Origin of the sequence: Pseudomonas sp. B40(2017) (assembly GCF_002112855.1) — a bacterium.
Classification (GTDB): Bacteria; Pseudomonadota; Gammaproteobacteria; order Pseudomonadales; family Pseudomonadaceae; genus Aquipseudomonas; species Aquipseudomonas pharyngis.
Map to the genome: position 1 here is coordinate 697,460 of NZ_NEIT01000003.1, position 26,047 is coordinate 723,506.

Consider the following 26,047-nt stretch of genomic DNA (forward strand, 5'->3'; position numbering starts at 1 on the left):
AATGGCAACGATCAAGGATGTGGCGGCACTTGCAGGAATTTCCTACACGACCGTGTCCCACGTAGTAAACAAGACCCGACCGGTGAGCGAAGAGGTGCGACTCAAGGTCGAGGCGGCGATCAAGAGTCTCGACTATGTGCCGAGCGCCGTGGCCCGTTCGCTGAAAGCGAAAACCACCGCCACCATCGGCTTGCTGGTGCCCAACAGCCTCAACCCGTACTTCGCCGAACTGGCGCGCGGGATCGAGGATTACTGCGAGCGTAACGGCTACTGCGTGATTCTCTGCAACTCCGACGACAACCCGGACAAGCAGCGCAGCTACCTGCGGGTGCTGCTCGAAAAGCGCATCGACGGCTTGATCGTCGCGTCTGCGGGTGGCGACAGCGGTCTGGCACAAGGACTGGCTGGCGTGAAGACGCCGATGGTGATCGTCGACCGTGGACTCGAAGGCGTGGACGCCGACCTGGTGCGCATCGATCACGAATATGGCGCGTACCTTGCGACGCGGCATCTGCTTGAGCTCGGTCATCGCGACATCGCCACTATCGGTGGTCCGGCCAGCACCAGCGTCGCGCAAATGCGTCAGGCCGGTTTTGCCCGAGCGTTGAAAGAGGCCGGGATTGAAGTGTCCCCGTCGCGCATGCTGGAAAGCGACTTCACCAGCACTGGCGGTTACAACGCGGCTTCAGTCCTCCTTGAGCGCAAGCCGCCGAGCGCGATCTTTGCCGGTAACGACATGATCGGCATCGGTGTGCTGCGAGCCGCGGCCGAGCGCAACGTGCGCGTGCCTGCCGAACTGTCGGTGATCGGTTTCGACGATATCCAGATGAGTCGCTACGTATATCCAGCGCTGACGACTGTGGGCCAGTCGATCCTGCAACTGGGCGAGATGGCCGCGGAAGTTTTGTTGCGAAGAATTGCCACCCCGGGTCTGGCGACGGATCAGCGGATCGTGACCCCGAGTATTGTCCTGCGCGAATCGACTGCACCGCTGTCCGGCGTGTTCACCGAATACCGCTGAAACGAATTGAAGAGTAGTGATGTATGTCCGCAAATGTAGTGGTAATAGGCAGCCTGAACATGGACCTGGTCACCCGGGCGCCGCGCTTGCCCCGGGGCGGTGAGACGCTGATCGGTCATTCCTTCGCTACCGTGTCCGGTGGCAAGGGCGCCAATCAGGCCGTAGCTGCCGCGCGCCTGGGTGCGCAGGTGTCTATGGTCGGCTGTGTCGGCAACGATGCCTACGGCGTGCAATTGCGCGAGGCGTTGCTGGTTGAGCAGATCGATTGCCAGGCGGTCAGCGTGGTCGAGGATTCCAGTGGTGTGGCGCTGATCGTGGTCGATGACAACAGTCAAAACGCGATTGTCATCGTGGCCGGTGCCAATGGCTCGATGACCCCGGCGGTTATCGACCGGTTTGACAGCGTGCTGCAGGCTGCCGACGTGATCATTTGCCAGCTGGAAATCCCCGATGCCACGGCAGGCCACGCGCTGAAGCGCGGACGTGAACTGGGCAAGACGGTCATCCTTAACCCGGCGCCGGCCAGTCGCCCGCTGCCAGCGGACTGGTTTGCTGCAATCGATTACCTTATTCCCAACGAGAGCGAGGCCGCCGCGCTCAGCGGTTTGCCGGTGGACTCATTGGAGACCGCTGAAAAAGCAGCAGCGCACCTGATGTCACTGGGCGCCGGCAAGGTCATCATCACGCTTGGTGCTCAAGGCTCATTGTTCGCCAACGGCACGGGTTACCAGTATTTTTCTGCCCCCAAAGTGAAGGCTGTCGATACCACCGCCGCCGGGGACACCTTTGTCGGCGGATTTGCGGCTGCGCTGGCGGCCGGCAAAACCGAGGACGAGGCCATTCGTTTCGGGCAAGTCGCTGCAGCCCTGTCGGTCACCCGGGCAGGTGCCCAGCCCTCCATTCCTACCACCTCCGACGTACAGGCATTCAAACCCGCATGAAAAAGACTCCTCTGCTGAATGTCGCCCTGTCGCGGCTGATTGCTTCCCTTGGGCACGGCGACATGGTGGTGATCGGCGATGCCGGCCTGCCGGTACCGCCGGGTGTCGAGTTGATCGACCTGGCGTTGACGCACGGCGTGCCGGATTTCGTCAGCACCCTGAAAGTCGTGCTCAGCGAGATGCAGGTGGAAAGCCACGCACTGGCCAAGGAGATTTTCGACAAGCAACCGACTGCGCTGCCCACGCTGGACGAGCTGAATGACGAAGGCTCGCTGGGGCGGCGTGACCTGCTCAGTCACGAGCAGTTCAAGGTACTCAGCCGACAGGCACGAGCGATTGTTCGCACGGGCGAATGCCAGCCGTACTGCAACATCGTGCTGGTAGCCGGGGTTACGTTCTAACAGGGTTCGACCCTATTGATTTCATCTGCACAAGGAATGCGCCATGCACCGCTATGCTCAAAAAATGCACCAATTGATTCGGAGTCTGCTGCTTTTGTCCGTGATAACCGCGACCGGCGCCCAGGCGGCGGAAAAGATCGACCTGATCATCGACACCGACCCCGGCGCCGACGACGTGGTCGCCCTGTTGTTTGCTCTGGCCTCCCCGGAGGAGCTGAACATTCGTGCGTTGACCACCGTCGCCGGAAACGTGCGTCTGGACAAGACTTCGCGCAATGCGCGGTTGGCCCGTGAGTGGGCAGGGCGGGAAGAGATTCCGGTGTACGCCGGCGCGCCAAAACCGTTGATGCGCACGCCGATCTACGCCGAAAACATCCATGGCAAGGAAGGCCTGTCGGGTGTCACCGTGCACGAACCGAAAAAAGGCCTGGCCGAGGGCAATGCGGTCAACTACCTGATCGACACCCTGAAAAAAGCCAAGCCGCACAGCATCACTATTGCGATGCTCGGCCCGCAGACCAACCTGGCCCTGGCGCTGATCCAGGAGCCGGAGATTGTTCAGGGAATCAAGGAAGTGGTGATCATGGGGGGCGCCCACTTCAATGGCGGCAATATCACGCCAGTGGCCGAGTTCAATCTGTACGCCGACCCGCAAGCCGCGGAGGTGGTGCTCAAAAGCGGCGTGAAACTGACTTACCTGCCGCTGGACGTGACCCACAAGATCCTGACCAGTGACGCGCGCCTGAAGCAGATCGCGGCGCTGAACAACAATGCGAGCAAGATTGTTGGCGACATCCTCAACGAGTACATCAAAGGGGATATGGAGCACTACGGCATTCCGGGTGGCCCGGTGCATGACGCCACTGTCGTGGCTTACCTGCTCAAGCCTGAGCTGTTCACGGGGCGTTCGGTGAATGTGGTGGTCGACAGCCGTGAAGGCCCGACCTTCGGCCAGACCATTGTCGACTGGTATGACGGCCTGAAGGCGCCGAAGAACGCTTTCTGGGTGGAAAGCGGTGACGCCCAGGGCTTCTTCGACCTGCTGACCGAGCGTCTCAAGCGTCTGAAGTAAGCGATACGCCCGCAGGTGCCAGCTTGCGGGCTTTTACTCCCTCTCGGTGTCCGATGTCCCTTTGAAGTCATCGGGATACTTCTCGAACAGTTGGGCGATGAAGGTTTGTGCGCCTTGCGTCCCCAGTGTCTTCACCAGCAGGTCGATGCTGATCAATGCCAATTCCTCCGGACTACCCGGGCTGTAGGAACTATGCCCTTGTCGCCAAGTGGCCTTAATGTCGGCGGTAATGCTTACGGTGGTCATGGCAAGGCTCGGTCGCGGGATCGGAGTTCTGAGTTAACCACTAAGCCGAGCGTTTGGCACTGCGACTTAGGCATGAGCGCGGGGCTGTGCGACACTTGGTCGTTCCGCAAAAAACAAGGATTGAGCTGTGCAGATCGATTTGAATAGCCCGGACGGCCTGACCCTTGATGCTGTCCGCCGGTTGCTGGCGTCGGCCAGTGATGACGAACATACCCAACTGCGCGTGACCAAGGGCGGTATTGCCTATATCTCTTCGGGTGTCACTGGCGGTCAAGACATCGATGGCCTGCTGTTTCGCTTGGAGACCTGGGCAAAAGGCTCGGGGTATGTGGGAAATGTCGCGGCCAGCGACGAAGTCTGGGTCATGCAGATTTTCAATGCGCTCAAAGACAATTGGCCGAATCCGCCTTACGACTACATTGATGTCTATTGAGTGTTATTAATATTCAGTGACGTTTTACGGGGTGAGATTTCAGGCGTTGCTCAGGCACACTCGGCGTTTTTCCGATCGTGGGGCAGGGGGATGGCTCTCACCGTGAAACCAAACGCCTTATTGGCGGTCGCACGATCTCTGCTCAAATTGAAATAAGGAGGCTTCATGCCTTGGAAGTTCGCGTCACTGGGTGCACTGATGGCCGTTGCTGTGTTGGCGGGTTGCAGCACAACCTCCAGTGAGTCGCAGAAGGATCCTGTGACGACTGAGGCCGGCCTTGGTCGTTGTGAGGCGTCAGCAGCGGAGTTCGCTCTCGGCAAGAAAGCTTCGCCGGAGCTGTTGGAGCAGGCACGCAAAAAAGCCGGTGCGCAGAATGCCCGGTTCCTCAAGCCCAATGACATGATTACTTTGGAGTACCGCTCTGATCGCCTCAACCTGAATACCGATCAGAACCTGGTGGTCACCCGCGTCAACTGCGGCTGAGCCTTCGGGCTTTCGTATCGCCCATAAAAAACCCCGTCACATGGACGGGGTTTTTTTAGTGCGCCGGGAAATTACTCTGGGCGAACTTGTGCAGCTTGCATACCCTTTTGGCCTTTCTCAGCCACGAAGGAGACGGTCTGGCCTTCTTTCAGGCTTTTGAAACCGTCAGTTTCGATAGCTTTGAAGTGTACGAACAGGTCGTCACCGCCACCTTGAGGAGTGATGAAGCCGAAGCCTTTTTCATCGTTGAACCATTTAACGGTGCCGGTTTGGCGATTAGACATGGTGTATCTCCAAGAAACATATATTTTCAGTAGTACTGTGCTGCTCAGGCCAACTGGGCACACCGGGGTATCATAGTCGAAATGTTCGCTTTGGTAGCCCCCCGCACGTGCTGTTTGCCAATCAGTCGTGTTTTCTTTACTGCCTGTTTCGGCTGGAGGCCCCGGTTTAAAAGGCTTTTCGCGAAAAGTAAAGACAATAAAAAAACCTGTAAAACCTGCATAAATCGTACGAAAAGGCCGGAATCAGATGCCTTTCAGCGGGGCTTGGGGCAGTGAAAAGGCCTGTTTCATCATTTTTTCGCCGGGACGTTGGCCTTGCATTTGGCAATTTGCCCCAGAGCTTTTTGTTGCAGCTCAGGCGTGGCCTTGTTGTCCATCAATGCCTGAATGTCGCTGGCCGGATAAGACTTGATGGCATCGGCACCGCACGCGCAGTGGGATTTTGCGGCAGCGGCACCGATTTGCGGAGTGGCCGCCTGGGTGCACTGAGCCATGTATTTCTCACGCTCGCCCTTTGGCCAGTCGGCGTGGGCGCTCAGCGGCAGCAGCAAAACGAGGGGGGTGACTGCAGCAAGCAGGGTATTAAGACGCATGCGAGGATGCTCCTTGTGGGTCAATGTCTTGTTATCTGAGGGCTCAAAGGCCGATCAAGTTCAGCACTCTGGCATAAAACAGACGATTTGCCTCTCGGTAAAAACCAGAGTGCATCGGCGACCGTTCATCTGTGCTAGCATGCCTGGCTCGGGCGTTCGCAGGCTCCGGATGACCTTCAGTCCCGGTTGCGGCCGTGCACGAATTTTCTGATTTGAATCCCAGTCACTCTGGTTCGGTTTTCCGGTTGGCCGCAAGGCTCCTGCCGCTGTAAGGCAGGCGTTCGTCATTGAATGGCCTGGATCGGATCTTGTACTGGCTCATCCCAACCCACGTGACCTTTGGTAGGGGTCACCACTAGGAGAGGAGGCGCCATGCCAACTATTACTCTTCCCGACGGCAGTCAACGTTCATTCGATCACCCGGTTTCCGTAGCCGAGGTCGCCGCATCCATCGGTGCAGGTCTGGCCAAGGCCACCCTGGCCGGCAAGGTGAACGGCAAGCTGGTTGACGCTAGCGACATCATCGACAGCGACGCAACGCTGCAAATCATCACGCCAAAGGATGAAGAGGGGCTGGAGATCATTCGCCACTCTTGCGCCCACCTGGTCGGCCATGCGGTCAAGCAGCTGTACCCGACTGCAAAAATGGTCATCGGGCCGGTCATCGACGAAGGTTTCTATTACGATATCGCCTTCGAGCGTCCTTTTACTCCGGACGACATGGCGGCCATCGAACAGCGCATGCAGCAGCTGATCGATACCGAATATGACGTCATCAAGAAAGTCACTCCGCGTGCTGAAGTGATCGAAGTGTTCAAAGCCCGTGGCGAAGACTACAAGCTGCGCCTGGTTGAAGACATGCCGAACGAGCAGGCAATGGGCCTGTACTATCACGAAGAATACGTCGACATGTGCCGCGGTCCGCACGTGCCGAACACTCGCTTCCTGAAATCCTTCAAGCTGACCAAGCTGTCCGGCGCCTACTGGCGCGGTGATGCCAAGAACGAGCAATTGCAGCGCGTGTACGGCACCGCATGGGCTGACAAGAAGCAGTTGGCGGCTTACATCCAGCGTATCGAAGAAGCTGAAAAGCGCGATCACCGCAAGATCGGCAAGCGCCTGGGCCTGTTCCACACTCAGGAAGAAGCGCCGGGCATGGTGTTCTGGCACCCGAATGGCTGGACGTTGTACCAGGTACTCGAGCAGTACATGCGCAAGGTGCAGCGCGACAACGGCTATCTTGAAATCAAGACGCCGCAAGTCGTTGATCGTAGCCTGTGGGAAAAGTCCGGGCACTGGGCCAACTACGCCGACAACATGTTCACTACCGAGTCGGAAAGCCGCGACTACGCCATCAAACCGATGAACTGTCCGTGCCACGTGCAGGTGTTCAATCAGGGCCTGAAGAGCTACCGCGAGTTGCCGATGCGCTTGGCCGAATTCGGTGCCTGCCACCGTAACGAGCCATCGGGTGCGCTGCACGGCATCATGCGTGTGCGTGCGTTTACCCAGGATGACGCCCACATCTTCTGCACCGAAGAGCAGATGCAGGCTGAGTCCGCTGCGTTTATCAAGCTGACCATGGATGTTTACCGCGACTTCGGCTTTACCGACGTCGAGATGAAGCTGTCCACTCGTCCGGAAAAGCGCGTTGGTTCCGACGAGCTGTGGGATCGCGCCGAAGCGGCCCTGGCCGCAGCCCTTGATAGCGCTGGTCTGCCGTACGATCTGCAGCCGGGTGAGGGCGCATTCTATGGTCCGAAAATCGAATTCTCGCTGAAAGATTGCCTCGGCCGCGTGTGGCAGTGTGGTACCTTGCAGCTCGATTTCAACCTGCCTGTGCGTCTGGGAGCCGAATACGTCTCCGAAGACAACAGCCGCAAGCATCCGGTGATGTTGCACCGTGCGATCCTCGGTTCGTTCGAGCGTTTCGTCGGGATTCTGATCGAGCACTACGAAGGTGCATTCCCTGCGTGGCTGGCGCCAACCCAGGCAGTGATCATGAATATCACTGATAAACAGGCAGATTTCGTCGCTCAGGTCGAAAAAACTCTCAACGAAAGCGGGTTTCGTGCCAAGTCCGACTTGAGAAATGAAAAGATCGGCTTTAAAATCCGCGAGCATACTTTGCTCAAGGTTCCATATCTCTTGGTTATTGGGGATAAGGAAGTCGAGATGCAGACTGTCGCTGTGCGTACTCGTGAAGGTGCTGACCTGGGCTCGATGCCCGTCGCCCAGTTCGCTGAGTTTCTCGCGCAAGCGGTTTCCCGGCGTGGTCGCCCAGATTCGGAGTAATTATTATTAAGCGTGAAATGAGACAAGATAAACGAGCTGCACCGAAAGCCCCGATCAACGAGAATATCTCGGCACGCGAGGTTCGGTTAATTGGCGCTGATGGCGAGCAGATTGGCATCGTCTCGATTGATGAAGCGCTTCGTATTGCTGAAGAAGCCAAGCTTGATCTGGTAGAAATCTCTGCCGACGCAGTCCCACCGGTTTGCCGGGTGATGGACTACGGCAAATCGATCTTCGAAAAGAAGAAGCAGATTGCTGCGGCGAAGAAGAACCAGAAGCAGATTCAGGTAAAAGAAATCAAGTTTCGTCCAGGGACGGAGGAAGGGGATTACCAGGTAAAACTGCGCAACCTGGTACGTTTCCTGAGTGACGGGGACAGGGCCAAGGTATCCTTGCGATTCCGCGGCCGTGAGATGGCCCACCAGGAGCTGGGGATGGAACTCCTCAAGCGGGTTGAACAAGACCTGCTCGAGTACGGTTCGGTCGAACAGCATCCTAAGATGGAAGGACGCCAGCTGATCATGGTCATCGCCCCGAAAAAGAAGAAGTAATCAACAGGGCACGGCAGGCCTTCTGATTATGTTTATCAACTGAATGCGGAGTATCCGAACATGCCAAAGATGAAAACCAAAAGTGGTGCTGCTAAGCGGTTTCTGAAAACTGCTAACGGTATCAAGCACAAGCACGCTTTCAAGAGCCACATCCTGACCAAAATGTCGACCAAGCGTAAGCGTCAACTGCGCGGTAGCAGCTTGCTGCATCCGTCTGACGTGGCAAAAGTCGAGCGCATGCTGCGCCTTCGTTAATTTTTGGATCAAGAATAGAGGAAGTAACTCATGGCTCGTGTAAAGCGTGGCGTCATTGCCCGTAAACGTCACAAAAAAATTCTGAAACTTGCTAAAGGCTACTACGGCGCACGCTCCCGCGTATTCCGTGTTGCCAAGCAAGCGGTAATCAAGGCAGGCCAATACGCCTACCGTGACCGTCGTCAGAAAAAACGTCAGTTCCGCGCTCTGTGGATCGCTCGTATCAACGCTGGTGCTCGTGTTAACGGTCTGTCTTACAGCCGTTTCATCGCTGGCCTGAAAAAAGCGTCCATCGAGATCGACCGTAAGGTTCTGGCTGATCTGGCAGTGAACGAAAAAGCGGCGTTTGCTGCGATTGTCGAGAAAGCTAAAGCCACCTTGGCTTAAGTACCCCCGACAGTCACCCGGCCTCACCTCTGTGGGGCCAGGTGTTAAACGTCATAAATAGGGGAAGAGCCTTCAAGCTCTTCCCCTATTTTGTATCTGGAGTCTGTACATGGAAAACCTGGATGCGCTGGTCTCTCAAGCACTAGAGGCTGTGCAAAGCGCTGAAGATATCAATGCCCTGGAGCAAATCCGGGTTCAATACCTTGGCAAAAAAGGTGAATTGACTCAGGTGATGAAGACCCTGGGGAATTTGCCGGCAGAAGAGCGTCCGCAGGTCGGCGCCCTGATCAACGTTGCCAAGGAACGTGTCACAGGCGTTCTCAATGCGCGCATGGCTTTGTTTGAGGAAGCCGAACTGGCTGCCAAACTGTCTGCCGAATCCATTGACGTGACCCTGCCGGGCCGCGGTCAGACCTCCGGTGGTCTGCATCCGGTAACCCGGACTCTGGAACGTATCGAACAGTTCTTCACCCATATCGGCTACGGCATCGCCGAAGGCCCTGAGGTCGAAGACGACTATCACAACTTCGAGGCGCTCAACATCCCAGGCCACCACCCGGCCCGGTCGATGCATGACACCTTCTATTTCAACGCCAACATGTTGCTGCGCACCCATACCTCGCCGGTACAGGTCCGCACCATGGAATCGAAAAAACCGCCGATCCGCATCGTCTGTCCAGGTCGTGTGTACCGCAGCGACTCCGATATCACCCACTCGCCGATGTTCCACCAGGTCGAAGGCCTGCTGGTCGATCGCGATATCAACTTCGCCGATCTCAAAGGCACGATTGAAGAGTTCCTGCGGGTGTTCTTCGAGAAAGAACTGGCCGTGCGTTTCCGTCCTTCGTATTTCCCGTTCACCGAGCCTTCCGCCGAAGTCGACATGGAGTGCGTGATGTGCAGCGGTAAAGGCTGCCGCGTCTGCAAGCAGACTGGCTGGCTGGAGGTGATGGGCTGCGGCATGGTTCACCCGAACGTGTTGCGCATGTCCGGGATCGATCCGGAAGAGTTCTCGGGCTTTGCCTTCGGCATGGGCGTTGAGCGTCTGGCCATGCTGCGTTACGGCGTGAACGACTTGCGTCTGTTCTTCGACAACGACTTGCGGTTCCTCGCGCAATTTCGCTAGTCGTAACGAATTCTTAGGAGAGCAGGATGAAATTCAGTGAACAATGGCTGCGTGGCTGGGTCAGCCCGCAGGTAGATCGCGACGCGCTGGTTGCCCGTCTGTCGATGGCCGGTCTTGAGGTCGATAGCGTTACGCCGGCCGCCGGTGTTTTCAGTGGCGTGGTGGTGGGCGAGGTGCTGAGCACCGAGCAGCATCCCGATGCCGACAAATTGCGCGTATGCCAGGTCAGCAATGGCGCGGAAACTTTCCAGGTCGTGTGCGGTGCGCCAAACGTGCGTCCGGGCCTGAAGATTCCGTTCGCGATGATCGGTGCCGAGCTGCCGGGCGACTTCAAGATCAAGAAGGCCAAGCTGCGCGGCGTCGAGTCCAACGGCATGCTGTGCTCGCAAGCCGAACTTCAGATCGGCGAAGGCAATGACGGTCTGATGGAGCTGCCGGCTGATGCACCGGTGGGCGAAGATTTCCGTGTTTATATGGACCTGGAAGACGCCAGCATCGAAGTCGATCTGACTCCGAACCGTGGCGACTGCCTGTCTCTGGCCGGTCTGGCTCGTGAAGTCGGCGCGCTGTACGACGCTCCGGTCACTCGCCCGGTGGTGATGACCGTTCCGGCGGTGCACGACGAAGTGCGCTCGGTAGAGGTCCTGGCACCTGCCGCGTGCCCGCGTTATCTGGGTCGTGTCATTCGCAACGTTGACCTGTCCAAGCCGACGCCGCTGTGGATGGTTGAGCGTCTGCGTCGCGCTGAAGTGCGCAGCATCGATGCCGCAGTCGACATCACCAACTACGTAATGCTCGAGCTGGGTCAGCCGCTGCACGCCTTCGATCTCGCCGAAATCAATGGCGGCATCCGGGTGCGCATGGCGGAAGAGGGTGAGAAGCTCGTGCTGCTCGACGGTCAGGAAGTCAGCCTGCGCAGCGATACGCTGGTGATCGCCGACCACAGTCGCGCTCTGGCCATTGCCGGCGTGATGGGTGGCGAGCACAGCGGCGTGTCCGCGACCACTCGCGACGTATTCCTTGAAAGTGCGTTCTTCGACCAGATCGCTGTGGCGGGCAAGGCTCGTTCCTACGGTCTGCACACCGACGCTTCGCATCGCTACGAGCGTGGTGTGGACTGGCAACTGGCCCGTGAAGCCATGGAGCGTGCCACTGGCCTGCTGCTGGAAATCACCGGTGGCGAAGCCGGCCCGATCATCGAAACCGTCAGCGAGCAGCACTTGCCGTCGATCGCGCCGATCACCCTGCGTGCTCAGCGCATTACCCAGATGCTGGGCATGGAAATGGATTCGGCCGAAGTCGAGCGTCTGCTCAACGCTTTGGGTCTGAAAGTTTCCGCCGACGGAGCAGGTCAATGGCGCGTAGAAGTGCCAAGCCATCGCTTCGATATCAGTCTGGAAGTCGATCTGATCGAAGAGCTGGCACGTCTGTACGGTTACAACCGCCTGCCGGTTCGTTACCCGCAAGCTCGTCTGGCGCCACAGGCCAAGGCCGAAGCGCGCAGCGATCTGCCGGAACTGCGTCGTTTGCTGGTCGCTCGTGGTTACCAGGAAGCGATCACTTACAGTTTCATCGATCCGAAGCAGTTCGAGTTGTTCAACCCAGGCGTCGAGCCGTTGCTGTTGGCGAACCCGATCTCCAATGACATGGCTGCCATGCGTTCGTCGCTGTGGCCGGGTCTGGTCAAGGCGCTGCAGCACAACCTCAATCGTCAGCAGGATCGTGTCCGTCTGTTCGAGAGCGGTCTGCGCTTTGTCGGTCAGCTGGAAGGTCTGAAGCAAGAGCCGATGATCGCCGGTGTGGTATGCGGCAGCCGTCTGCCGGAAGGCTGGGCGCAAGGTCGCGATACCGTCGACTTCTTCGACGTCAAGGCTGACGTAGAAGCGCTGCTGGGTTTTGCCGGTGCTCTGGATCAGTTCACTTTTGCACCGGGCAAACACCCTGCGCTGCATCCGGGCCAGACTGCACGCATCGAGCGGGAAGGGCGTGAAGTCGGCTTTATCGGCGCGATTCACCCTGAGTTGTCGAAATCCCTGGGTCTCGACCGTCCGGTCTTCGTCTTCGAGCTGGTTCTGGCTGAAGTCGCTACGGGTAAAATGCCGAAATTCCACGAGTTGTCGCGCTTTCCTGAAGTTCGTCGTGACCTGGCACTGATTGCGCACAAAGACGTTGCAGCCTCGGCTGTACTGGACGTAATCCGTGAAAATGCAGGTGAATGGCTGACAGACCTCAGGCTATTTGACGTGTATCAGGGTAAAGGCATTGATCCTGATAGAAAAAGCCTTGCAGTCGGCTTGACCTGGCAGCATCCATCGCGCACTCTTAATGACGATGAGGTGAATTCGACGACGCAAAATATCCTCACCTCGCTCGAACAAAGGTTGAACGCCACGTTAAGGAAGTGACGTATGGGGGCTTTGACGAAAGCTGAGATGGCGGAACGTCTGTATGAAGAGCTGGGCCTGAACAAGCGGGAAGCCAAGGAATTGGTGGAGCTGTTTTTCGAGGAAATCAGGCACGCTCTCGAAGACAACGAGCAGGTCAAATTGTCGGGTTTCGGCAATTTCGACCTTCGGGACAAACGCCAGCGGCCTGGCCGCAACCCGAAAACGGGGGAAGAAATCCCGATCACGGCTCGCCGTGTGGTCACCTTTCGTCCAGGGCAGAAGTTGAAGGCCCGAGTTGAGGCTTATGCTGGAACCAAGTCATAACGACGAACTACCCGTCATCCCGGGCAAACGCTACTTCACCATCGGTGAAGTCAGCGAGCTGTGTGCGGTAAAGCCACACGTGCTGCGCTATTGGGAGCAGGAGTTTCCTCAGCTCAACCCCGTCAAACGCCGCGGAAACCGCCGGTATTATCAGCGCCAGGACGTGCTGATGATCCGGCAGATCCGCGCGCTCCTTTACGATCAGGGGTTCACCATCGGCGGCGCACGTCTGCGTCTGTCCGGCGATGAAGCCAAAGACGACACCACCCAATACAAGCAAATGATCCGCCAGATGATCGCCGAGCTCGAAGATGTTCTGGTGGTTCTCAAGAAATAATTTCCTGCTTTTAAATACTTCCAGTTTTCAAAAGCTTGCGATATATTCTTGAGCGTTCTTCGAGATGAAGAACGAGTTTCAAACCTAGTCGGGGCGTAGCGCAGTCCGGTAGCGCACTAGCATGGGGTGCTAGGGGTCGAGTGTTCGAATCACTCCGTCCCGACCATTATTCCTGAGTAAAATCAGACATTTAAGCCGATCACCTGGATCGGCTTTTTTGTGCCCGCGAAAAATTGCTGTTGCAGCAAAACCGTTCAAGGTTTCTTTTCTTCAACTCCATCCTTCGACCTGCTGGATGTTTGTGCGTCCTTCTCTGTCTCGTGGGACTCTGCACCGGAGTTCGACCCCGACGCTTCTTCACCCTTTTTGTCGGCCTTGTCTTCCTTGGATTCGGTGCCTCCCTGATTGACCCCGGGAATACCCGTAGGCGGAACGGTGCTTCCCGCCATCGACAGCGGTGCGGTGGCAGATAAAAGACTTCCAAGCATGAGGGCTGCAATGGTTCTGTTCATCGTCGGGCTTCCGCGTCAGTTGGACAGACGTTGGAAGTTCTGATGCGGGGTAAAGTGCCGGTCAACTGACGGGCGGGAACTCATAGCTATTCGTTCACGGACGCCCGCTATAGATGTGGTTCAGCAAGAACAGTTCGATGATCGCCACAAAGACGCAGGTCACGACAAATCCGCGGGTGAAGACTCTGCGAGGCTTTTGGCCGGACGTCTCGAAGCTGCACAGTGATAGTAGGTCTGAGAAAAACTCCAGTAAGCTCATCCGTGTCTGTCCTTCGCTTGATGTTTGTATCGCGGTGTGGCGCAGTTTATCTCAATGGCTTAGTTGATTGCGGCCGCGCTTCACCGCTCTCGCAACTGGCTCCAGTCAATGCCGAACCGTCCGAGGTACTTCCTCAATCGGTCCGCATCATTGGGCTGCGCCTTGGCCTGTCGCGACACACCGAACAGTCGCCTGCCGGCATCCGACAAGCTGTCTGCCTGTCTGCAAACCTCGAGCACCGCCTTCAATTGCAGCCGATCGAACAGGTCCAGCGTCTGCGCATCGCCCGGCAGATCATTCGTCATCCCGGCCGGTTGCGCCAGGCCCCACGCATACCGCAGCCGATCAATTTCCTCCTCGACCTGCGCTTCATCGATTCGCCCGCTGTCGGCCAGCGTCGCCATGCGCGTGATCGAGGCCGAAAGCTCGCGGAAATTGCCCAGCCACGCAGCTTCCCGTGAGCTGGCGAAACTCAAGTAGCGCCGTCGAGCTTCAAGGTTGAAGCGCACCAGTTGGCCGTGTTCGCGCGCGTGGCGTTCAAGCTCGAAATCGATGTTGGGTTCGATGTCTTCGCGGCGACCCGCCAGGCCCGGCAGGTCGAACGTCCAGAGGTTGATCCGTGCGTAGAGATCTTCCCTGAACAGACCTTCGGCGACGCGACTGCGCAGGTCGCGGTGGGTGCCGGCGATGATCAGGAAGTCGCTGTCGACTTCCTTGTCCGAGCCCAGCGGGAAGAAGCGCTTCTCTTCGATGGCCTTGAGCAGCATCGCTTGTTCATCTGCCCCCAGTTCGCCGATCTCGTCGAGAAACAACATGCCGCCGTCAGCCGCTCGCAGCAGACCATCGCGGGCGTTTTGCGCGCCGGTAAAGGCGCCTTTGACGTGGCCGAACAGCGCGGACATTGCCCCATCGCCACGCAGGGTAGCGCAGTTCACTTCAACGAAACGCCCCTGCATTTGATGGCGACTGCGTTTGAGCTCGTAGATGCGTCGGGCGAGAAAGGACTTGCCGGCGCCGGTCGGGCCGATCAGCAGCATCGGCGCTTTCGAGCGCACGGCCACGCGTTCGATCTGCTCGATGGAACGGTTGAACGCGGTGTTGCGGGTGGCGATGCCGGACTTGAGAAATTCCAGGCCTTCCAGACGTTTGTGAGTGAAGCGTGAGGCGATTCGGTCGTAGCGCGACAGATCCAGGTCGATCAGGGCGTGGGTGCCGGTGGCTGGTTCTTCTTCGCTCTGGCGGCGGGCGGGGGAGGTCTGGATCAGGCGCGCGGGCAGGTAGCGCGCCTCGGTCAGCAAGAACCAGCAGATCTGCGCGACGTGGGTCCCCGTGGTGATGTGCACCAGATAGTCCTCACGCTCGGTATCGAAGGTGTACTCGGAGGTGAAGTCGTGAAGTGCGCCGTAGACCTCCTCGAAATCCCAGGGGTTGCGCAACGCCATCGGGTGCAGGCGCACTTCCGTGCCCGGCGACACCTGACGGATGTCCTCGCGAATGCGTTCGGCCAGGCTCGCGTCCCGTGCATCTGTGCCGTGTATCAGTTCCAAGCGATGGATCAATACGTCCGGTTGCTGGCACAGGCCCACGCTAGGCCGCCAATGGTTCCAGCGGTTGGCGCCTTTGCCTACTCGATCGAGGGTGGCGCCGATGAAACCGATGGCGACGGTGCGCTTGCTGGACATGGATTATCCTGAAAGATAAATGACGATAGCCAATGATAGTCTTCGAGGGCGTTATCTGTCGTGACGAAAATTCAGGAATGCTCGTTCTTAAAATAAAACTATTTAAAATCAAATAGATAAAAATAATTCACCAGCGCTTTCAAAAACTGGCACAGCGGCTGCAATACCTCTCGCAACGAACAGGACAACACAGCGAGACGCCACGATGGCCAACTTCAACCTCTTCAACACGCAATCGAAAAGCCTGCCGGCGTGCGACACCTTGAATGCTTCCGGAGCCGCGGCTTATGCCTATACGCCCAAGCATCAACTGGCACAGTTGGCAGTCACCGGTTGCCTGAATTCCACCTTTTACGCATCCGCACAAAGTCAGTTGGATCAGGTGTTGAAGCTGGTGGCGGAACTGGACAGCCGCTTCGTGGCGAATGCCGCTCTTTACGCCCGTCAAAAGGGTCATATGAAAGACATGCCGGCGTTGTTGCTGGCGGCGCTGACGGCTCAGTGTTCGGCTTTGGTGCCAGAGGTGTTCGGGCAGGTCGTGGACAGCGGCAAGATGCTGCGCAACTTCGTGCAGATCCTGCGCAGTGGCGCCACCGGTCGCCGCTCCCTCGGCTCCCAACCCAAGCGTCTGGTGCAGAACTGGCTGAACAGTGCAACCGAGCGACAGTTGTTGCAGGCATCGATCGGCAATCAGCCTTCGCTGGCGGATGTGGTGAAGATGGTTCACCCAAAACCGTCCGAGGCCTGGCGCGAAGCGTTTTTTGCCTGGGTGATCGGTAAACCGGTGGATGCACAGGCGTTGCCCGCACTGACTCGCGATTTGCTGGCCTTTCGCAGCGGTGCGAGTGACCAAGTGCCTGAAGTGCCGTTTCAATTGCTCGGTAACGAAACCTTGAGCAAGGAACAATGGGCAGCTCAGGCGCGGAACATGGGCTGGCAGGGCCTGCGCATCAACCTCAATACGCTGGCGCGCCACGGCGCTTTTGAAGTACTGGGTTGCACCGAATATGTGGCCGCTCGGTTGGCGGATCCCGAAGCCGTTGCGAAGGCGCGGGTGTATCCGTACCAGTTGCTGGCGGCGTATCGGATGGTTGGCGATGACGTTCCGGCGCCGATTCGCGAGGCCTTGCAGGATGCGCTGGAGCTGTCGTTGACCAATGTGCCGAAGCTTCAGGGTGCGGTGGTAATTTGCCCGGATGTTTCCGGCTCGATGGGTAGCCCGCTGACCGGTTACCGTCAGGGCGCGACCACCGCGGTGCGCTGCATCGATGTGGCGGCGTTGATCACGGCGGCGGTGTTGCGTAAACAGCCGACGGCGCGGGTGATGCCGTTCGAATGGAAGGTGGTGGATATCACCCTCAACCCGCGCGACAGTGTGATCAGCAATGCTGAAAAGCTTGCGGGCATTTTCGGCGGCGGAACCTGCTGCTCGGCGCCGTTGAAGAAACTGGCGGACAGCAAGGCCAGGGTCGATACGCTGATCATGGTGTCGGACAACGAATCCTGGATCGATGCGCGACGCCAGGGCGCCAGCGAGACGATGCTGCAATGGGAACGGATAAAGCGGATCAACCCTCAGGCACGCCTGATTTGCATTGACCTGCAACCGGGTTGGGCGACACCAGCGGCGGATCGTGACGACATCCTGAATGTCGGCGGTTTCAGTGACGCGGTGTTCGATGTGATCGAGCAGTTCACTGCCGGCCTGTACGGACCGCAGCACTGGGTCGAAGCGATTGAAAGCATGGGATGAGGCGATGAGCCGCCCAATGAATTGATTTGTCACGGGCACTGAATGCCGGTGGGACTACATCCAAGACGTCTCACCAAACCCTTGTCAGTGCTCGTGACGGCACGAATGCCGATGGCTGTACATCTGAGGCCGGCTAACCCCGGTGCGCGGCAACGCGCAACAGTCATCAACCTTTGTCGTGCCACCTTTTTTGAATCTGCCGGCGAACGCCGGTGGAACTACCTGAAGAATCGAGATGATGAAAGAACACACTTACCAACTGCTGGAAGTCGCCAACGGCAAGCCGATCAAGCTCTGGACCGAAGGCGTCCCGGTGGAAAACGAAGCGCGCGAGCAGTTGATGAACACGGCGAAGATGCCCTTCATCTTCAAGCACCTGGCGGTCATGCCGGACGTCCATCTGGGCAAGGGCTCGACCATCGGCAGCGTGATTCCCACGGTCGGCGCGATCATCCCGGCTGCGGTCGGGGTGGACATCGGTTGCGGCATGATTGCCGCGCGAACTTCGCTGACGGCGGCCGATCTGCCGGACAACCTGCACGGGCTGCGCAGTGCCATCGAACAAGCGGTGCCCCATGGCCGCAGTTCGACCCGGTCGCGCCGTGACAAAGGCGCCTGGGACGAGATTCCGCAACAGGCCGATCAGGCCTGGGCGTCGCTGAATCCACGGTTCAAGGCGATCACCGACAAGTACCCGAAACTGGCCAACACCAACAACCGCGGGCACCTCGGAACATTGGGCAGCGGTAACCACTTCATCGAAGTGTGCCTGGATGAGGCCAACCGGGTCTGGTTCATGTTGCACAGCGGCTCGCGCGGTGTCGGCAACGCCATCGGCAACCTGTTCATCCAGATGGCCCAGGCGGATATGCGTCAGCACATCGCCAACCTGCCGGATCGTGACCTTGCGTACTTCGAAGAAGGCAGCCGGCATTTTGATGACTACGTGGAAGCCGTGGGCTGGGCCCAGGATTTCGCCAAGCAGAACCGTGCGCTGATGATGCAAGCGGTGATTCAGGCCACGCGGCAGATCATCCGCAAGCCATTCGACGTCGCGCTGGAAGCGGTGAACTGCCACCACAACTACGTGCAGAAAGAGCGGCATTTCGGCGAGGACATTCTGGTCACCCGCAAAGGCGCGGTGTCGGCGAAAAAGGGCGAGTTGGGGATCATTCCCGGTTCGATGGGCGCCAAGAGTTTCATCGTGCGCGGTCTGGGTAACGAGGAATCGTTTTGCTCCTGCAGCCACGGTGCCGGTCGGACCATGAGCCGTACCAAGGCCAAAAACACCTTTACCGTCGAAGATCAGATCCGTGCCACCGCGCACGTTGAATGCCGCAAGGACGCTGCAGTGATCGATGAAATTCCGATGGCCTACAAGGACATCGACAAAGTCATGCACGCCCAGCGTGAGCTGGTTGAGGTGTTGCATACCCTGCGTCAGGTGGTGTGCGTCAAGGGATAACGCGTGCCGCAAGGCACGCCGGAACAAGGATTAAAGGACATGAAATTCGAAGAACGTCACCCGCTTTGCAGCGCCATGCGCGCCCGGGTGCTGGAAGAACTGGCGCGCATAGAGCGCGAACGCAATGTCACGGTGCTGTATGCCTGCGAATCGGGCAGCCGGGCCTGGGGTTTTGCCTCGCCGGACAGTGATTACGATGTGCGCTTCGTTTATGTGGAGAAACCGGAGTGGTTCGTCCAGGTCGATACGCCAAGTGATGTGATCGAGCGGCCGCTGGATGACGAGCTGGATGTCAGTGGCTGGGAGCTGCGCAAAACCCTCGGGCTGTTGCGCAAATCCAACCCGACCTTGCTCGAATGGCTCGACTCCCCGCTGGTTTATCGCAGCGAGACTGCAGCGGTTTCTCAGCTGCGGGCACTGGCCGAGGCGTTCTACAGCCCGCCAGCCGCGCGCAATCATTACCTGTCGATGGCGAAGAAGAACTTCCGTGGTTATCTGCAAGGCGAAAGCGTGCGGTTTAAGAAGTATTTCTACGTCCTGCGGCCGTTGTTGGCGGTGCGCTGGATCGATCAGGGGTGGGGTCGGCCGCCGATGACGTTCAGCGATCTGCTGAGCACCGTCGATGACCGGGCATTGCTCGATGAAGTCGATGAATTGCTCGCGCTCAAGCGCAATGCCGACGAGAGCGCCTACGGTCCTCGTCGTCCGGCGCTGCATGCATTCATCGAGGCGGAACTTGAGCGAGCGGTACCGGCACTGCCCCGAACCCGGGAGGATTCGCGCCAGCTCGATCAATACCTGCGGGAAACCGTTGGTTTGTACGCCTAAGGAAAAAAATGAAACAGGACGTGATTGAACTGGACGGCGCCATCGGCGGTGGGCAGGTGTTGCGCAGTGCGTTGAGTCTGTCGATGGTGACGGGCCAGGCGTTTCGAATAGAGCGGATTCGGGCCCGTCGCAGTCGTCCGGGCCTGTTGCGCCAGCATCTGACCGCCGTGATGGCGGCAGCGCAGGTCTGCGGTGCGAAGGTCCAGGGGGCTGAACTGGGCTCGCAGACATTGAGCTTCGAGCCGGGACCGATTCGCGGCGGCGATTATCGCTTTGCCATTGGAACCGCCGGCAGTAGCACGCTGGTGTTGCAGACCTTGCTGCCCGCGTTGTTGCTGGCGCCGCAAGCCAGCCGCGTGCGGATCAGCGGCGGCACGCATAATCCGCTGGCACCACCGACCGATTTTCTCAGCCGCAGCTGGTTGCCGTTGCTGCGACGCATGGGCGCGGAGGTTGAACTGACGTTGCTGCGCCACGGGTTCGTACCGGCAGGGGGCGGTGAAATCGACGTCAGGGTGCAACCATCGAAATTGTCAGCACTGCACTTGTGTGAGCGCGGCTTGCCGCTTTCGCAACAGGCGTTTGCGCTGACGGCGGGACTGGCGCCGAGTGTCGGTATCCGCGAGCTCGAAAGGGTGGCCCAGCGATTGAACATGGCATCGGCGGAGTTGAACGCGGTCATCGTTGATCCGGCCTGTGGACCGGGCAACGTGTTGCTGCTGGAGTATGCGTTTGAACACGTCACCGAGGTTTTCAGCGCTTTCGGTCAAGCCTCACTGCGTTCGGAGAAGGTGGCGGACGCCGCGATCGATCAAGCGACCGATTGGTTGCACAGCGGTGCGGCGGTAGCGGAGCATCTGGCTGATCAACTGCTGTTGCCGATGGTGCTGGCCGGAGGTGGATCGTTTACCACGCCCAGGATGACCGAGCATTTGCACAGCAACATCTCGGTGATCGAGCGGTTTGTACCGATCCACATCCAGTGCCAGGAAGAAGGCGCAGACCGGTTAAAGGTTGAAGTTCGCGCTCGGGAGCAATAGGCGGCAAATTGCTGGCCCCCGAAAGCTTTCAGTCCCGGCAAACTCGCCTTTTTTCAAAAGGTTAGGTGGGCTATATGCGGACGATTGTCATCACCGTAGCAACGCTTTCCCTCGCTCTGTTCGCGTTGGAGGCCCAGGCCAGGGAGCTGAGCAAGAGCCATCGTTTTGCGTGTACCTGGGGTTCGGAAATTGCCGCCGGTGCGCAACAATCGAAGCTTTCGGGCATTTCTCTTTATGGTGCGCGCAAGCGCTTGCAGGCGCGCAAGTTCCAGCAACCGTGGATGCGCATGACCGCCATGGGCATTACCGAGCAGACCTACGACAGCGCGTCGCGACTCAAGCCGGCGGCCGTCAAGCAAACCTACTACGAGCAGTGCGTTCGCCATGAACTGGCCCAGCGTTGAACGAAAAAGCCCGACCTGAAGAGGTCGGGCTTTTTCATGTCCGCTGCAATGACAGCGTCACTTGTCAGTTTCGCAATTGACCATCCACGACACGCCAAAGCGATCCACCAGCATGCCAAAACGTGCGGCCCAAAAGGTGGCTTCCAATGGCATGTCGACGCGACCGTCCCTGGCCAAGGCGTTAAACACCCGTTCGGCCTCGGCGATGCTGTCGACATTCAGGGAAATCGAGCAACCGCTCATGCCTTGGGTCGGGCGATCGGGGGTGGTGTCCGAAGCCATGAGCATCTGATCGTCGACTTTCAGGCAGGTGTGGATGATCAGGTTGTGGTGCTCTTTCGGTACATGTTCGGCGGCTGGGGTTTCGCCGAAGGTCATCATCGCTTCGAGCTTGCCTTGCAGGCATTGCTCGTAAAAGGTGAAGGCAGCCCGGCAGTCGCCGTTGAAGATCAGGTACGGGTTGATTTTCATGGTGGTGCTCCCGAATAGGCAGTGAAACGCTGCGCGGCCGGGTGTGCCGAAGCAGCGTCATGGATTGACTCCCTCCAGCAAAGCGTTAGATCGCCGGATTGCCAGCCGATGCTGCAAGAATTTCCTTTCGGGGTGACCGATGGTCTGCGGGGGAGGGACGTCAGGAATCGCGCGGATTCTTTTGCACCGCAGCGCCTGCCACCCGAGCGGCAGGTCGGGTTTGCATCAGCGCATCGATCGCCTTGCGATAGTTCTGTCCGCCGAGCGCCATGCTGTTGTTGTGGGTTGCGCCGGGCACCAGCAGCAGGCGTTTCGGCTGCCGGGCGGCGGCGAACAGCTGTTCGCTGAAGCGTGACGGCACGAAGGCGTCGGCCAGACCGTGCACCACCAGCAAGGGCATGTGGATCTCGGCGATCTTGTCGATGGAGTCGAATTTCTGCGACAACAGCCAGCGTACCGGAAGGGAGGTGTTGGCCACGGCTGCCGCTACATCCGCCAGGGAGGTAAACGTGGATTCGATGACCAGCCCGCGCACCGGCAGTGGGGTGTGATTTCTGGCGGCATCGCGACCGAGCTCGGCAGCCAGGTCAATGGCGACCGCGCCGCCCAGCGAGTGCCCGTAGATCAGGCGTTTGTTCGGGTCGGGCTGCAACAGCTGGAAGCGTTCCCACGCCACCCTGGCATCCTCGTACACCGTGCTTTCCGACGGCAGATCGCCGTGGCTCTGGCCGAAGCCGCGATAGTCGATGGCCAGTACCGAATAACCTGCTGCGCGCAATTGTTCGATACGAAACAGTTGCCCGGTGAGGTTCCAGCGCACGCCGTGCAGATAGAGGATGGCCGGTGCATCGGCACGCTCCGCCGGCCACCACCAGGCGTGAATGTTCTGCCCGGCCTTGAAGCTTTTCGGTTGCAGGTCGAGTTCCTGCACGCTGCCGGGCAATCCGTGATACCAGCCGGCGGTGCCCGGTTCGATGCGAAACAACAGCTTGCGTTCGGTGTGTTCCAGCACGGCACAACTCGCCGGCACGCCGATGATCAGGGCTGCCATGCAGGCGAACGCCAGACGGCGGCGTCGAAGTCGGGTCATGAAGGCAAGGAACATTAAACGTTTCACCAAGGCGCGGACAAAGAACGCTTTTTACCAGATGCCTTGACCCGCGCGTGACATTTTCGACCACCGCACGCCTGCAACGATTACAAAATGCTGCAACGGCTCAGTCGATCTTCAGCACGATCTTGCCGATGTGGTCGCCCGCTTCCATGTGCGCATGGGCCTTGGCTGCGTCGGCGAGCGGGTAGACCTTGTCGATGATCGGCAGGCAACGCCCGGCAGCCAGCGCCGGCCAGACGTGTTCGCGCAATTGATCGGCGATGGCGGCTTTTTCCGCCGAGGTACGGGCACGCAGGAGGGAACCGGTGACCACCGCACGCTTGCCGAGGATGGCCAGCAGATCGATGTCGTTGGCCCGCGCGCCGCCGAGGAAGCCGATCATTACCAATCGCCCATCCATTCCCAAGGCGCTGATGTTCCCGTTGAGGTACGAGCCGCCCATGATGTCGAGGATCACATTGACGCCCTGGCCGGCGGTTTTCTCGGTGATGACCGCGGCGAACTCCTGTTCCCGGTAGTTGATCGCTTCGCCGCCCAGATTGCGGATCGCCGCACATTTGTCGGCGCTGCCGGCGGTGGCGAAAGCTTCGATGCCAAACTCGCGGCACAGCATCAACGCGGTGGTGCCGATGCCGCTGGTGCCGCCGTGAATCAAGGCGCGCTGGCCACGGCTGGCGCCGCCGAGGCCGAACAGGTTGGCCCATACGGTGAAAAAGGTTTCCGGAATGGCCGCTGCCTGGATCCAGTCCAGCCCATCGGGGATCGGCAAGACCTGGCCCGCCGGAACCGCGCAGTATTCGGCGTAACCGCCGCCATTGGTCAGCGCACACACCCGGTCACCGACCGCGAATGTGCTGACACCGCCGCCGATCGCCACGACCTCGCCGGCCACTTCAAGGCCCGGAATCGGGTTCATGCCGGGCTTCATCGGGTATTTGCCGGCGCGTTGCAGGGCGTCCGGGCGATTGACGCCGGCGGCGTGCACGCGGATCAGCACTTCGCCTTCTGCGGCGACCGGCAGCGGCACGCGTCGGGATTGCAGAACCTCGGGCCCACCCGGTTCGGTGATTTCGATTCGGGTCATTTCAGTGGGCAACGTCATTTTCGATTCCTCTTGAAAAAGTGGTCAGTAGATGGGAACGCAGTCAGGGCGCAATGATTCCCGTCATTCGGCGCAGCAGCGTTGTTCGACGGAGGAGGGCAGCAATTTCATGGCGTGCTCAAGTATCAGCGCGATCACGATGGCACCGCCGGCAATCACGAAGAGCAGCGCATGTTGTCCGCCCGTGGCGTTGAACAGCGCCGAATAGGCGAAGCCCGCCAGCGCCTGAAACGTGGCGAACGACACCGTGGCCCGGCTCCACGCCACCTGTTGGCGATGGTGATCCGGCACCAGCTCATGCACCCGTGCCAACGCCAGCGGAACGATGCCCGGCGGAAATGAACCAAGGACCACCGCCAGCAGCGCCAACGCCAGGAACGAATGCGAAACCGCCAGCAAACCCAGGGTGATCGCCTGCACCACCAGCACCAGACGAATGCCGGTCCGCGCGCCGAGATGATCAGCGAGAAAGCCATAACTTACCGGGCCGACGATGGCACCCAGACCGTACATGACCCAGATCAGCGCGCCGACGTGCGACCCGGCGCCCAGGCCACGGGCGACGTAATCCACCAGGAAAACCATGGCCGGCACCAGCCCGGCGGCCATGAATGCGTATTGGGCAAACAGCAGATAAACAGCAGGCGGTGTCGGCTCGACCGGTTCCACCTGAGCCGTTGCGGTGGTTGCGTGGGTCAGCTCCGAAGGCCAGCCGAACCAGCTCAATGCCGTCAGTGCCAGCGACAAAACGCCCAATCCCAGCCACGTCGCTTGCAGGCCAAGGCTCAACAGCAGCGGAACAATCGTGCCCGAGCCGGCGATGCCCAGACCGATGCCGAGGAAAATCGCCCCACTGGCCAGGCCCTTGCGCGCGGCGGGTACATGGGGCAGTACGGTCGCGGCTACCAGCACCATGATCGCGCCGCCGGCAATTCCCGACAGCAGGCGCCAGCCGAAATACCAGCTCACCGACACGGGGTACGCACAGGCAAAAAACGCCACGGTCACCGCCAGCATCATCAGGCGCAGAGCGTTTCTCTGGGTGAGCCGGCGTGCCAGCGGTCGGCCGAGGAGGGCGCCGATCAGGTAACCGACCAGGTTGGCAGCGCCGAGATAGACCACATCATGGGCGGAAAACCACTGCGCCTGAATCAGCGAAGGGATCAGCGGTGTGTAGGCGAAACGCGCCAGACCGATGCTGACCAGGCTGGCGCAGAGGCCGGCGAAGATCGCCAGCCAGACACTTGTGTCCGGACGTTCGGGCGAAGCAGTTGAAGTGTGCATGACGGCAATCCTTTGAAAGGTTTATGGCGCCCAGCATATCGGCTATCGTTGCTGCGTTAATGCAGCGAGTTTGCGTGATAGTGATGCGTTTATGCATCAATGGAGAACGCTATGAATTGGGATGACGCACGGGTGTTTCTTGCGGTCTGCCGCGAGTCGACATTGCGCGGCGCCGCGCGCGTGCTGGGCGTGGATCAGGCAACGGTCGGGCGCCGCATCACGGCACTGGAAAAGTCGCTGGGCGCGACTTTGTTCCTGCGCACCTCCGAGGGCTATGCACTGACGGCCGTCGGCGAAGCGGCGCTCAAGTCGGTAGAAAAAATGGAGTATTCGGCGCTGGAGCTGGAGCGGCGTATCCAGGGCCTGGACGACCGCCTGACCGGTAGCGTGCGGGTCAGCACCACCGATTCGCTGGCCATCGATTTTCTGATCCCGGCCATCGCGCAGTTGCACGAGCAGCATCCGGACGTGCGCGTGCAACTGGACGCCTCCACGCAAATCCTCAGCCTGGCTAAACGTGAGGCGGACATCGCTGTGCGCAACACCCGTCCGGACAATCCGGACCTGATCGCCCGGCGCATCGCGCGTTGGCCGGTGGGATTGTTTGCCTCGCAGGCCTATGTCGACAGCCATGGCGTGCCGGCGCCGGGCAGTGCGTTCGAGGGCCATGATCTGGTGGTGTACCAGCCGTATCTGCAGGGCAATAAGGATCTGACCCTCGTGTCGGAGCCCATGACTCGCGGGCGGATCGTCGCCGGTCTTAGCTCCAGCCTGTTGGTACGCCGCTCGATTGCCGCCGGGTTGGGGGTAGGAGAAATCCCGGTCTACATGGGCGAGCGCGATGGCCTGGTCAGGTTGTGGCCGGAGCGCACGCGTCCGTTGCCTTATGAAGTGTGGCTGGTGACCCATGCGGATTTACGCCACACCGCGCGGGTCAGAGCGGTGATCGAACACATTGTCGAAGCGTTTGTGCTGGAAAACGAATAGTTGTTCTGCG

The 26,047-nt window shown here is 59.2% G+C and carries 29 protein-coding genes and 1 tRNA gene; 21 read left to right on the forward strand and 9 right to left on the reverse strand.

Annotated elements, in window-relative coordinates; all coding sequences use genetic code 11:
* Position 1 precedes the first annotated feature (1 nt).
* From CAF76_RS10515 to CAF76_RS10530, 4 genes are read left to right on the forward strand one after another with little or no spacing between them, the layout of a single operon-like run.
* The gene (locus CAF76_RS10515) at positions 2-1,021 is read left to right on the forward strand and encodes a LacI family DNA-binding transcriptional regulator (protein WP_085648981.1); all 1,020 of its coding nucleotides are present in this window, start codon (positions 2-4) and stop codon (positions 1,019-1,021) included.
* Positions 1,022-1,044: 23 nt separating this feature from the next.
* Entirely contained in the window at positions 1,045-1,962 is a 918-nt protein-coding gene (rbsK, locus tag CAF76_RS10520) for a ribokinase (protein ID WP_085648980.1), read from the forward strand.
* Entirely contained in the window at positions 1,959-2,363 is a 405-nt protein-coding gene (gene rbsD, locus CAF76_RS10525; protein WP_039771558.1) for a D-ribose pyranase, read from the forward strand. Before rbsK ends, rbsD begins: the two co-directional genes overlap by 4 nt.
* A 43-nt stretch (positions 2,364-2,406) precedes the next feature.
* Positions 2,407-3,435 carry a nucleoside hydrolase gene (locus tag CAF76_RS10530; RefSeq protein WP_064594879.1) on the forward strand — a complete coding sequence of 343 codons (1,029 nt, stop codon included), beginning with the start codon at positions 2,407-2,409 and terminating at the stop codon, positions 3,433-3,435.
* A gap of 33 nt (positions 3,436-3,468) precedes the next feature.
* On the opposite strand, the gene CAF76_RS10535 is transcribed toward CAF76_RS10530, so the two are convergent.
* Positions 3,469-3,681 carry a hypothetical protein gene (locus CAF76_RS10535; RefSeq protein WP_085648979.1) on the reverse strand — a complete coding sequence of 71 codons (213 nt, stop codon included), beginning with the start codon at positions 3,679-3,681 and terminating at the stop codon, positions 3,469-3,471.
* 127 nt (positions 3,682-3,808) lie between these two features.
* Here CAF76_RS10535 and CAF76_RS10540 point away from each other — a divergent pair, with 127 nt between their 5' ends.
* Both CAF76_RS10540 and CAF76_RS10545 read left to right on the forward strand, forming a co-directional pair.
* Positions 3,809-4,114: a hypothetical protein gene (locus tag CAF76_RS10540; protein ID WP_064594883.1), complete on the forward strand. Its 306-nt coding sequence runs from the start codon at positions 3,809-3,811 to the stop codon at positions 4,112-4,114.
* Positions 4,115-4,279: 165 nt separating this feature from the next.
* On the forward strand, positions 4,280-4,597 hold the full coding sequence (locus CAF76_RS10545; RefSeq protein WP_064594885.1) for an I78 family peptidase inhibitor: 318 nt from the start codon (positions 4,280-4,282) through the stop codon (positions 4,595-4,597).
* Positions 4,598-4,668: 71 nt separating this feature from the next.
* On the opposite strand, the gene CAF76_RS10550 is transcribed toward CAF76_RS10545, so the two are convergent.
* Both CAF76_RS10550 and CAF76_RS10555 read right to left on the reverse strand, forming a co-directional pair.
* Positions 4,669-4,881: a cold-shock protein gene (locus tag CAF76_RS10550; RefSeq protein ID WP_007956027.1), complete on the reverse strand. Its 213-nt coding sequence runs from the start codon at positions 4,879-4,881 to the stop codon at positions 4,669-4,671.
* Between the two features lie 290 nt (positions 4,882-5,171).
* Positions 5,172-5,474: a hypothetical protein gene (locus CAF76_RS10555; RefSeq protein ID WP_085648978.1), complete on the reverse strand. Its 303-nt coding sequence runs from the start codon at positions 5,472-5,474 to the stop codon at positions 5,172-5,174.
* A gap of 372 nt (positions 5,475-5,846) precedes the next feature.
* On the opposite strand from CAF76_RS10555, the gene thrS reads away from it, so the two are divergent.
* From thrS to CAF76_RS10600, 9 genes are all read left to right on the forward strand, one after another.
* The gene (thrS, locus tag CAF76_RS10560; protein WP_039771550.1) at positions 5,847-7,769 is read left to right on the forward strand and encodes a threonine--tRNA ligase; all 1,923 of its coding nucleotides are present in this window, start codon (positions 5,847-5,849) and stop codon (positions 7,767-7,769) included.
* Positions 7,769-8,320: a translation initiation factor IF-3 gene (infC, locus tag CAF76_RS10565; RefSeq protein ID WP_169432615.1), complete on the forward strand. Its 552-nt coding sequence runs from the start codon at positions 7,769-7,771 to the stop codon at positions 8,318-8,320. The genes thrS and infC overlap by 1 nt, the downstream gene beginning before the upstream one ends.
* 60 nt (positions 8,321-8,380) lie before the next feature.
* Positions 8,381-8,575, forward strand: a complete 195-nt coding sequence (gene rpmI, locus CAF76_RS10570) for a 50S ribosomal protein L35 (RefSeq protein WP_002553160.1) — start codon at positions 8,381-8,383, stop codon at positions 8,573-8,575.
* A gap of 30 nt (positions 8,576-8,605) precedes the next feature.
* Entirely contained in the window at positions 8,606-8,962 is a 357-nt protein-coding gene (gene rplT / locus CAF76_RS10575) for a 50S ribosomal protein L20 (protein ID WP_002553161.1), read from the forward strand.
* 109 nt (positions 8,963-9,071) lie between these two features.
* Positions 9,072-10,088 carry a phenylalanine--tRNA ligase subunit alpha gene (gene pheS / locus CAF76_RS10580; RefSeq protein ID WP_011333387.1) on the forward strand — a complete coding sequence of 339 codons (1,017 nt, stop codon included), beginning with the start codon at positions 9,072-9,074 and terminating at the stop codon, positions 10,086-10,088.
* A gap of 26 nt (positions 10,089-10,114) precedes the next feature.
* The gene (gene pheT / locus CAF76_RS10585) at positions 10,115-12,493 is read left to right on the forward strand and encodes a phenylalanine--tRNA ligase subunit beta (RefSeq protein WP_085648977.1); all 2,379 of its coding nucleotides are present in this window, start codon (positions 10,115-10,117) and stop codon (positions 12,491-12,493) included.
* 3 nt (positions 12,494-12,496) lie between these two features.
* Complete coding sequence (gene ihfA / locus CAF76_RS10590; RefSeq protein WP_002553164.1) at positions 12,497-12,799, forward strand: integration host factor subunit alpha; 303 nt, start codon at positions 12,497-12,499, stop codon at positions 12,797-12,799.
* Positions 12,780-13,136: a MerR family transcriptional regulator gene (locus CAF76_RS10595; protein ID WP_003179985.1), complete on the forward strand. Its 357-nt coding sequence runs from the start codon at positions 12,780-12,782 to the stop codon at positions 13,134-13,136. Before ihfA ends, CAF76_RS10595 begins: the two co-directional genes overlap by 20 nt.
* 89 nt (positions 13,137-13,225) lie before the next feature.
* Positions 13,226-13,302: transfer RNA gene (locus CAF76_RS10600), tRNA-Pro, on the forward strand.
* 88 nt (positions 13,303-13,390) lie between these two features.
* Here CAF76_RS10600 and CAF76_RS10605 read toward each other — a convergent pair.
* A complete protein-coding gene (locus CAF76_RS10605; RefSeq protein ID WP_085648976.1) occupies positions 13,391-13,648 on the reverse strand; it encodes a hypothetical protein in 258 nt (85 codons plus the stop codon).
* A 339-nt stretch (positions 13,649-13,987) separates the two neighbouring features.
* Positions 13,988-15,589 (reverse strand): RNA repair transcriptional activator RtcR, encoded by a 1,602-nt coding sequence (gene rtcR, locus CAF76_RS10610; protein WP_085648975.1) that lies wholly within the window; start codon positions 15,587-15,589, stop codon positions 13,988-13,990.
* Positions 15,590-15,794: 205 nt separating this feature from the next.
* On the opposite strand from rtcR, the gene CAF76_RS10615 reads away from it, so the two are divergent.
* The 5 genes from CAF76_RS10615 to CAF76_RS10635 all read left to right on the forward strand — a co-directional run bounded on the left by CAF76_RS10615 (position 15,795) and on the right by CAF76_RS10635 (position 21,079).
* Complete coding sequence (locus CAF76_RS10615) at positions 15,795-17,342, forward strand: TROVE domain-containing protein (protein ID WP_085648974.1); 1,548 nt, start codon at positions 15,795-15,797, stop codon at positions 17,340-17,342.
* Positions 17,343-17,580: 238 nt separating this feature from the next.
* Positions 17,581-18,807: an RtcB family protein gene (locus CAF76_RS10620; RefSeq protein ID WP_085649046.1), complete on the forward strand. Its 1,227-nt coding sequence runs from the start codon at positions 17,581-17,583 to the stop codon at positions 18,805-18,807.
* Positions 18,808-18,846: 39 nt separating this feature from the next.
* Positions 18,847-19,635 (forward strand): nucleotidyltransferase domain-containing protein, encoded by a 789-nt coding sequence (locus CAF76_RS10625; protein WP_085648973.1) that lies wholly within the window; start codon positions 18,847-18,849, stop codon positions 19,633-19,635.
* Between the two features lie 8 nt (positions 19,636-19,643).
* Positions 19,644-20,675: an RNA 3'-terminal phosphate cyclase gene (gene rtcA / locus CAF76_RS10630; protein WP_085648972.1), complete on the forward strand. Its 1,032-nt coding sequence runs from the start codon at positions 19,644-19,646 to the stop codon at positions 20,673-20,675.
* A 74-nt stretch (positions 20,676-20,749) separates the two neighbouring features.
* Complete coding sequence (locus CAF76_RS10635) at positions 20,750-21,079, forward strand: hypothetical protein (protein ID WP_064595090.1); 330 nt, start codon at positions 20,750-20,752, stop codon at positions 21,077-21,079.
* Positions 21,080-21,136: 57 nt separating this feature from the next.
* Here the strand turns inward: CAF76_RS10635 and CAF76_RS10640 are convergent, their stop codons facing one another.
* The 4 genes from CAF76_RS10640 to CAF76_RS10655 form a co-directional block, all read right to left on the reverse strand.
* Complete coding sequence (locus CAF76_RS10640) at positions 21,137-21,550, reverse strand: VOC family protein (protein WP_085648971.1); 414 nt, start codon at positions 21,548-21,550, stop codon at positions 21,137-21,139.
* A gap of 160 nt (positions 21,551-21,710) precedes the next feature.
* A complete protein-coding gene (locus CAF76_RS10645; RefSeq protein ID WP_039771538.1) occupies positions 21,711-22,655 on the reverse strand; it encodes an alpha/beta hydrolase in 945 nt (314 codons plus the stop codon).
* Between the two features lie 112 nt (positions 22,656-22,767).
* On the reverse strand, positions 22,768-23,766 hold the full coding sequence (locus CAF76_RS10650) for an NAD(P)H-quinone oxidoreductase (RefSeq protein WP_085648970.1): 999 nt from the start codon (positions 23,764-23,766) through the stop codon (positions 22,768-22,770).
* A 63-nt stretch (positions 23,767-23,829) separates the two neighbouring features.
* Positions 23,830-25,050, reverse strand: coding sequence for a YbfB/YjiJ family MFS transporter (locus CAF76_RS10655; protein ID WP_085648969.1), 1,221 nt, complete (start codon positions 25,048-25,050; stop codon positions 23,830-23,832).
* Positions 25,051-25,161: 111 nt separating this feature from the next.
* On the opposite strand from CAF76_RS10655, the gene CAF76_RS10660 reads away from it, so the two are divergent.
* A complete protein-coding gene (locus CAF76_RS10660; RefSeq protein WP_064595100.1) occupies positions 25,162-26,037 on the forward strand; it encodes a LysR family transcriptional regulator in 876 nt (291 codons plus the stop codon).
* The last annotated feature ends 10 nt before the right edge of the window (positions 26,038-26,047 follow it).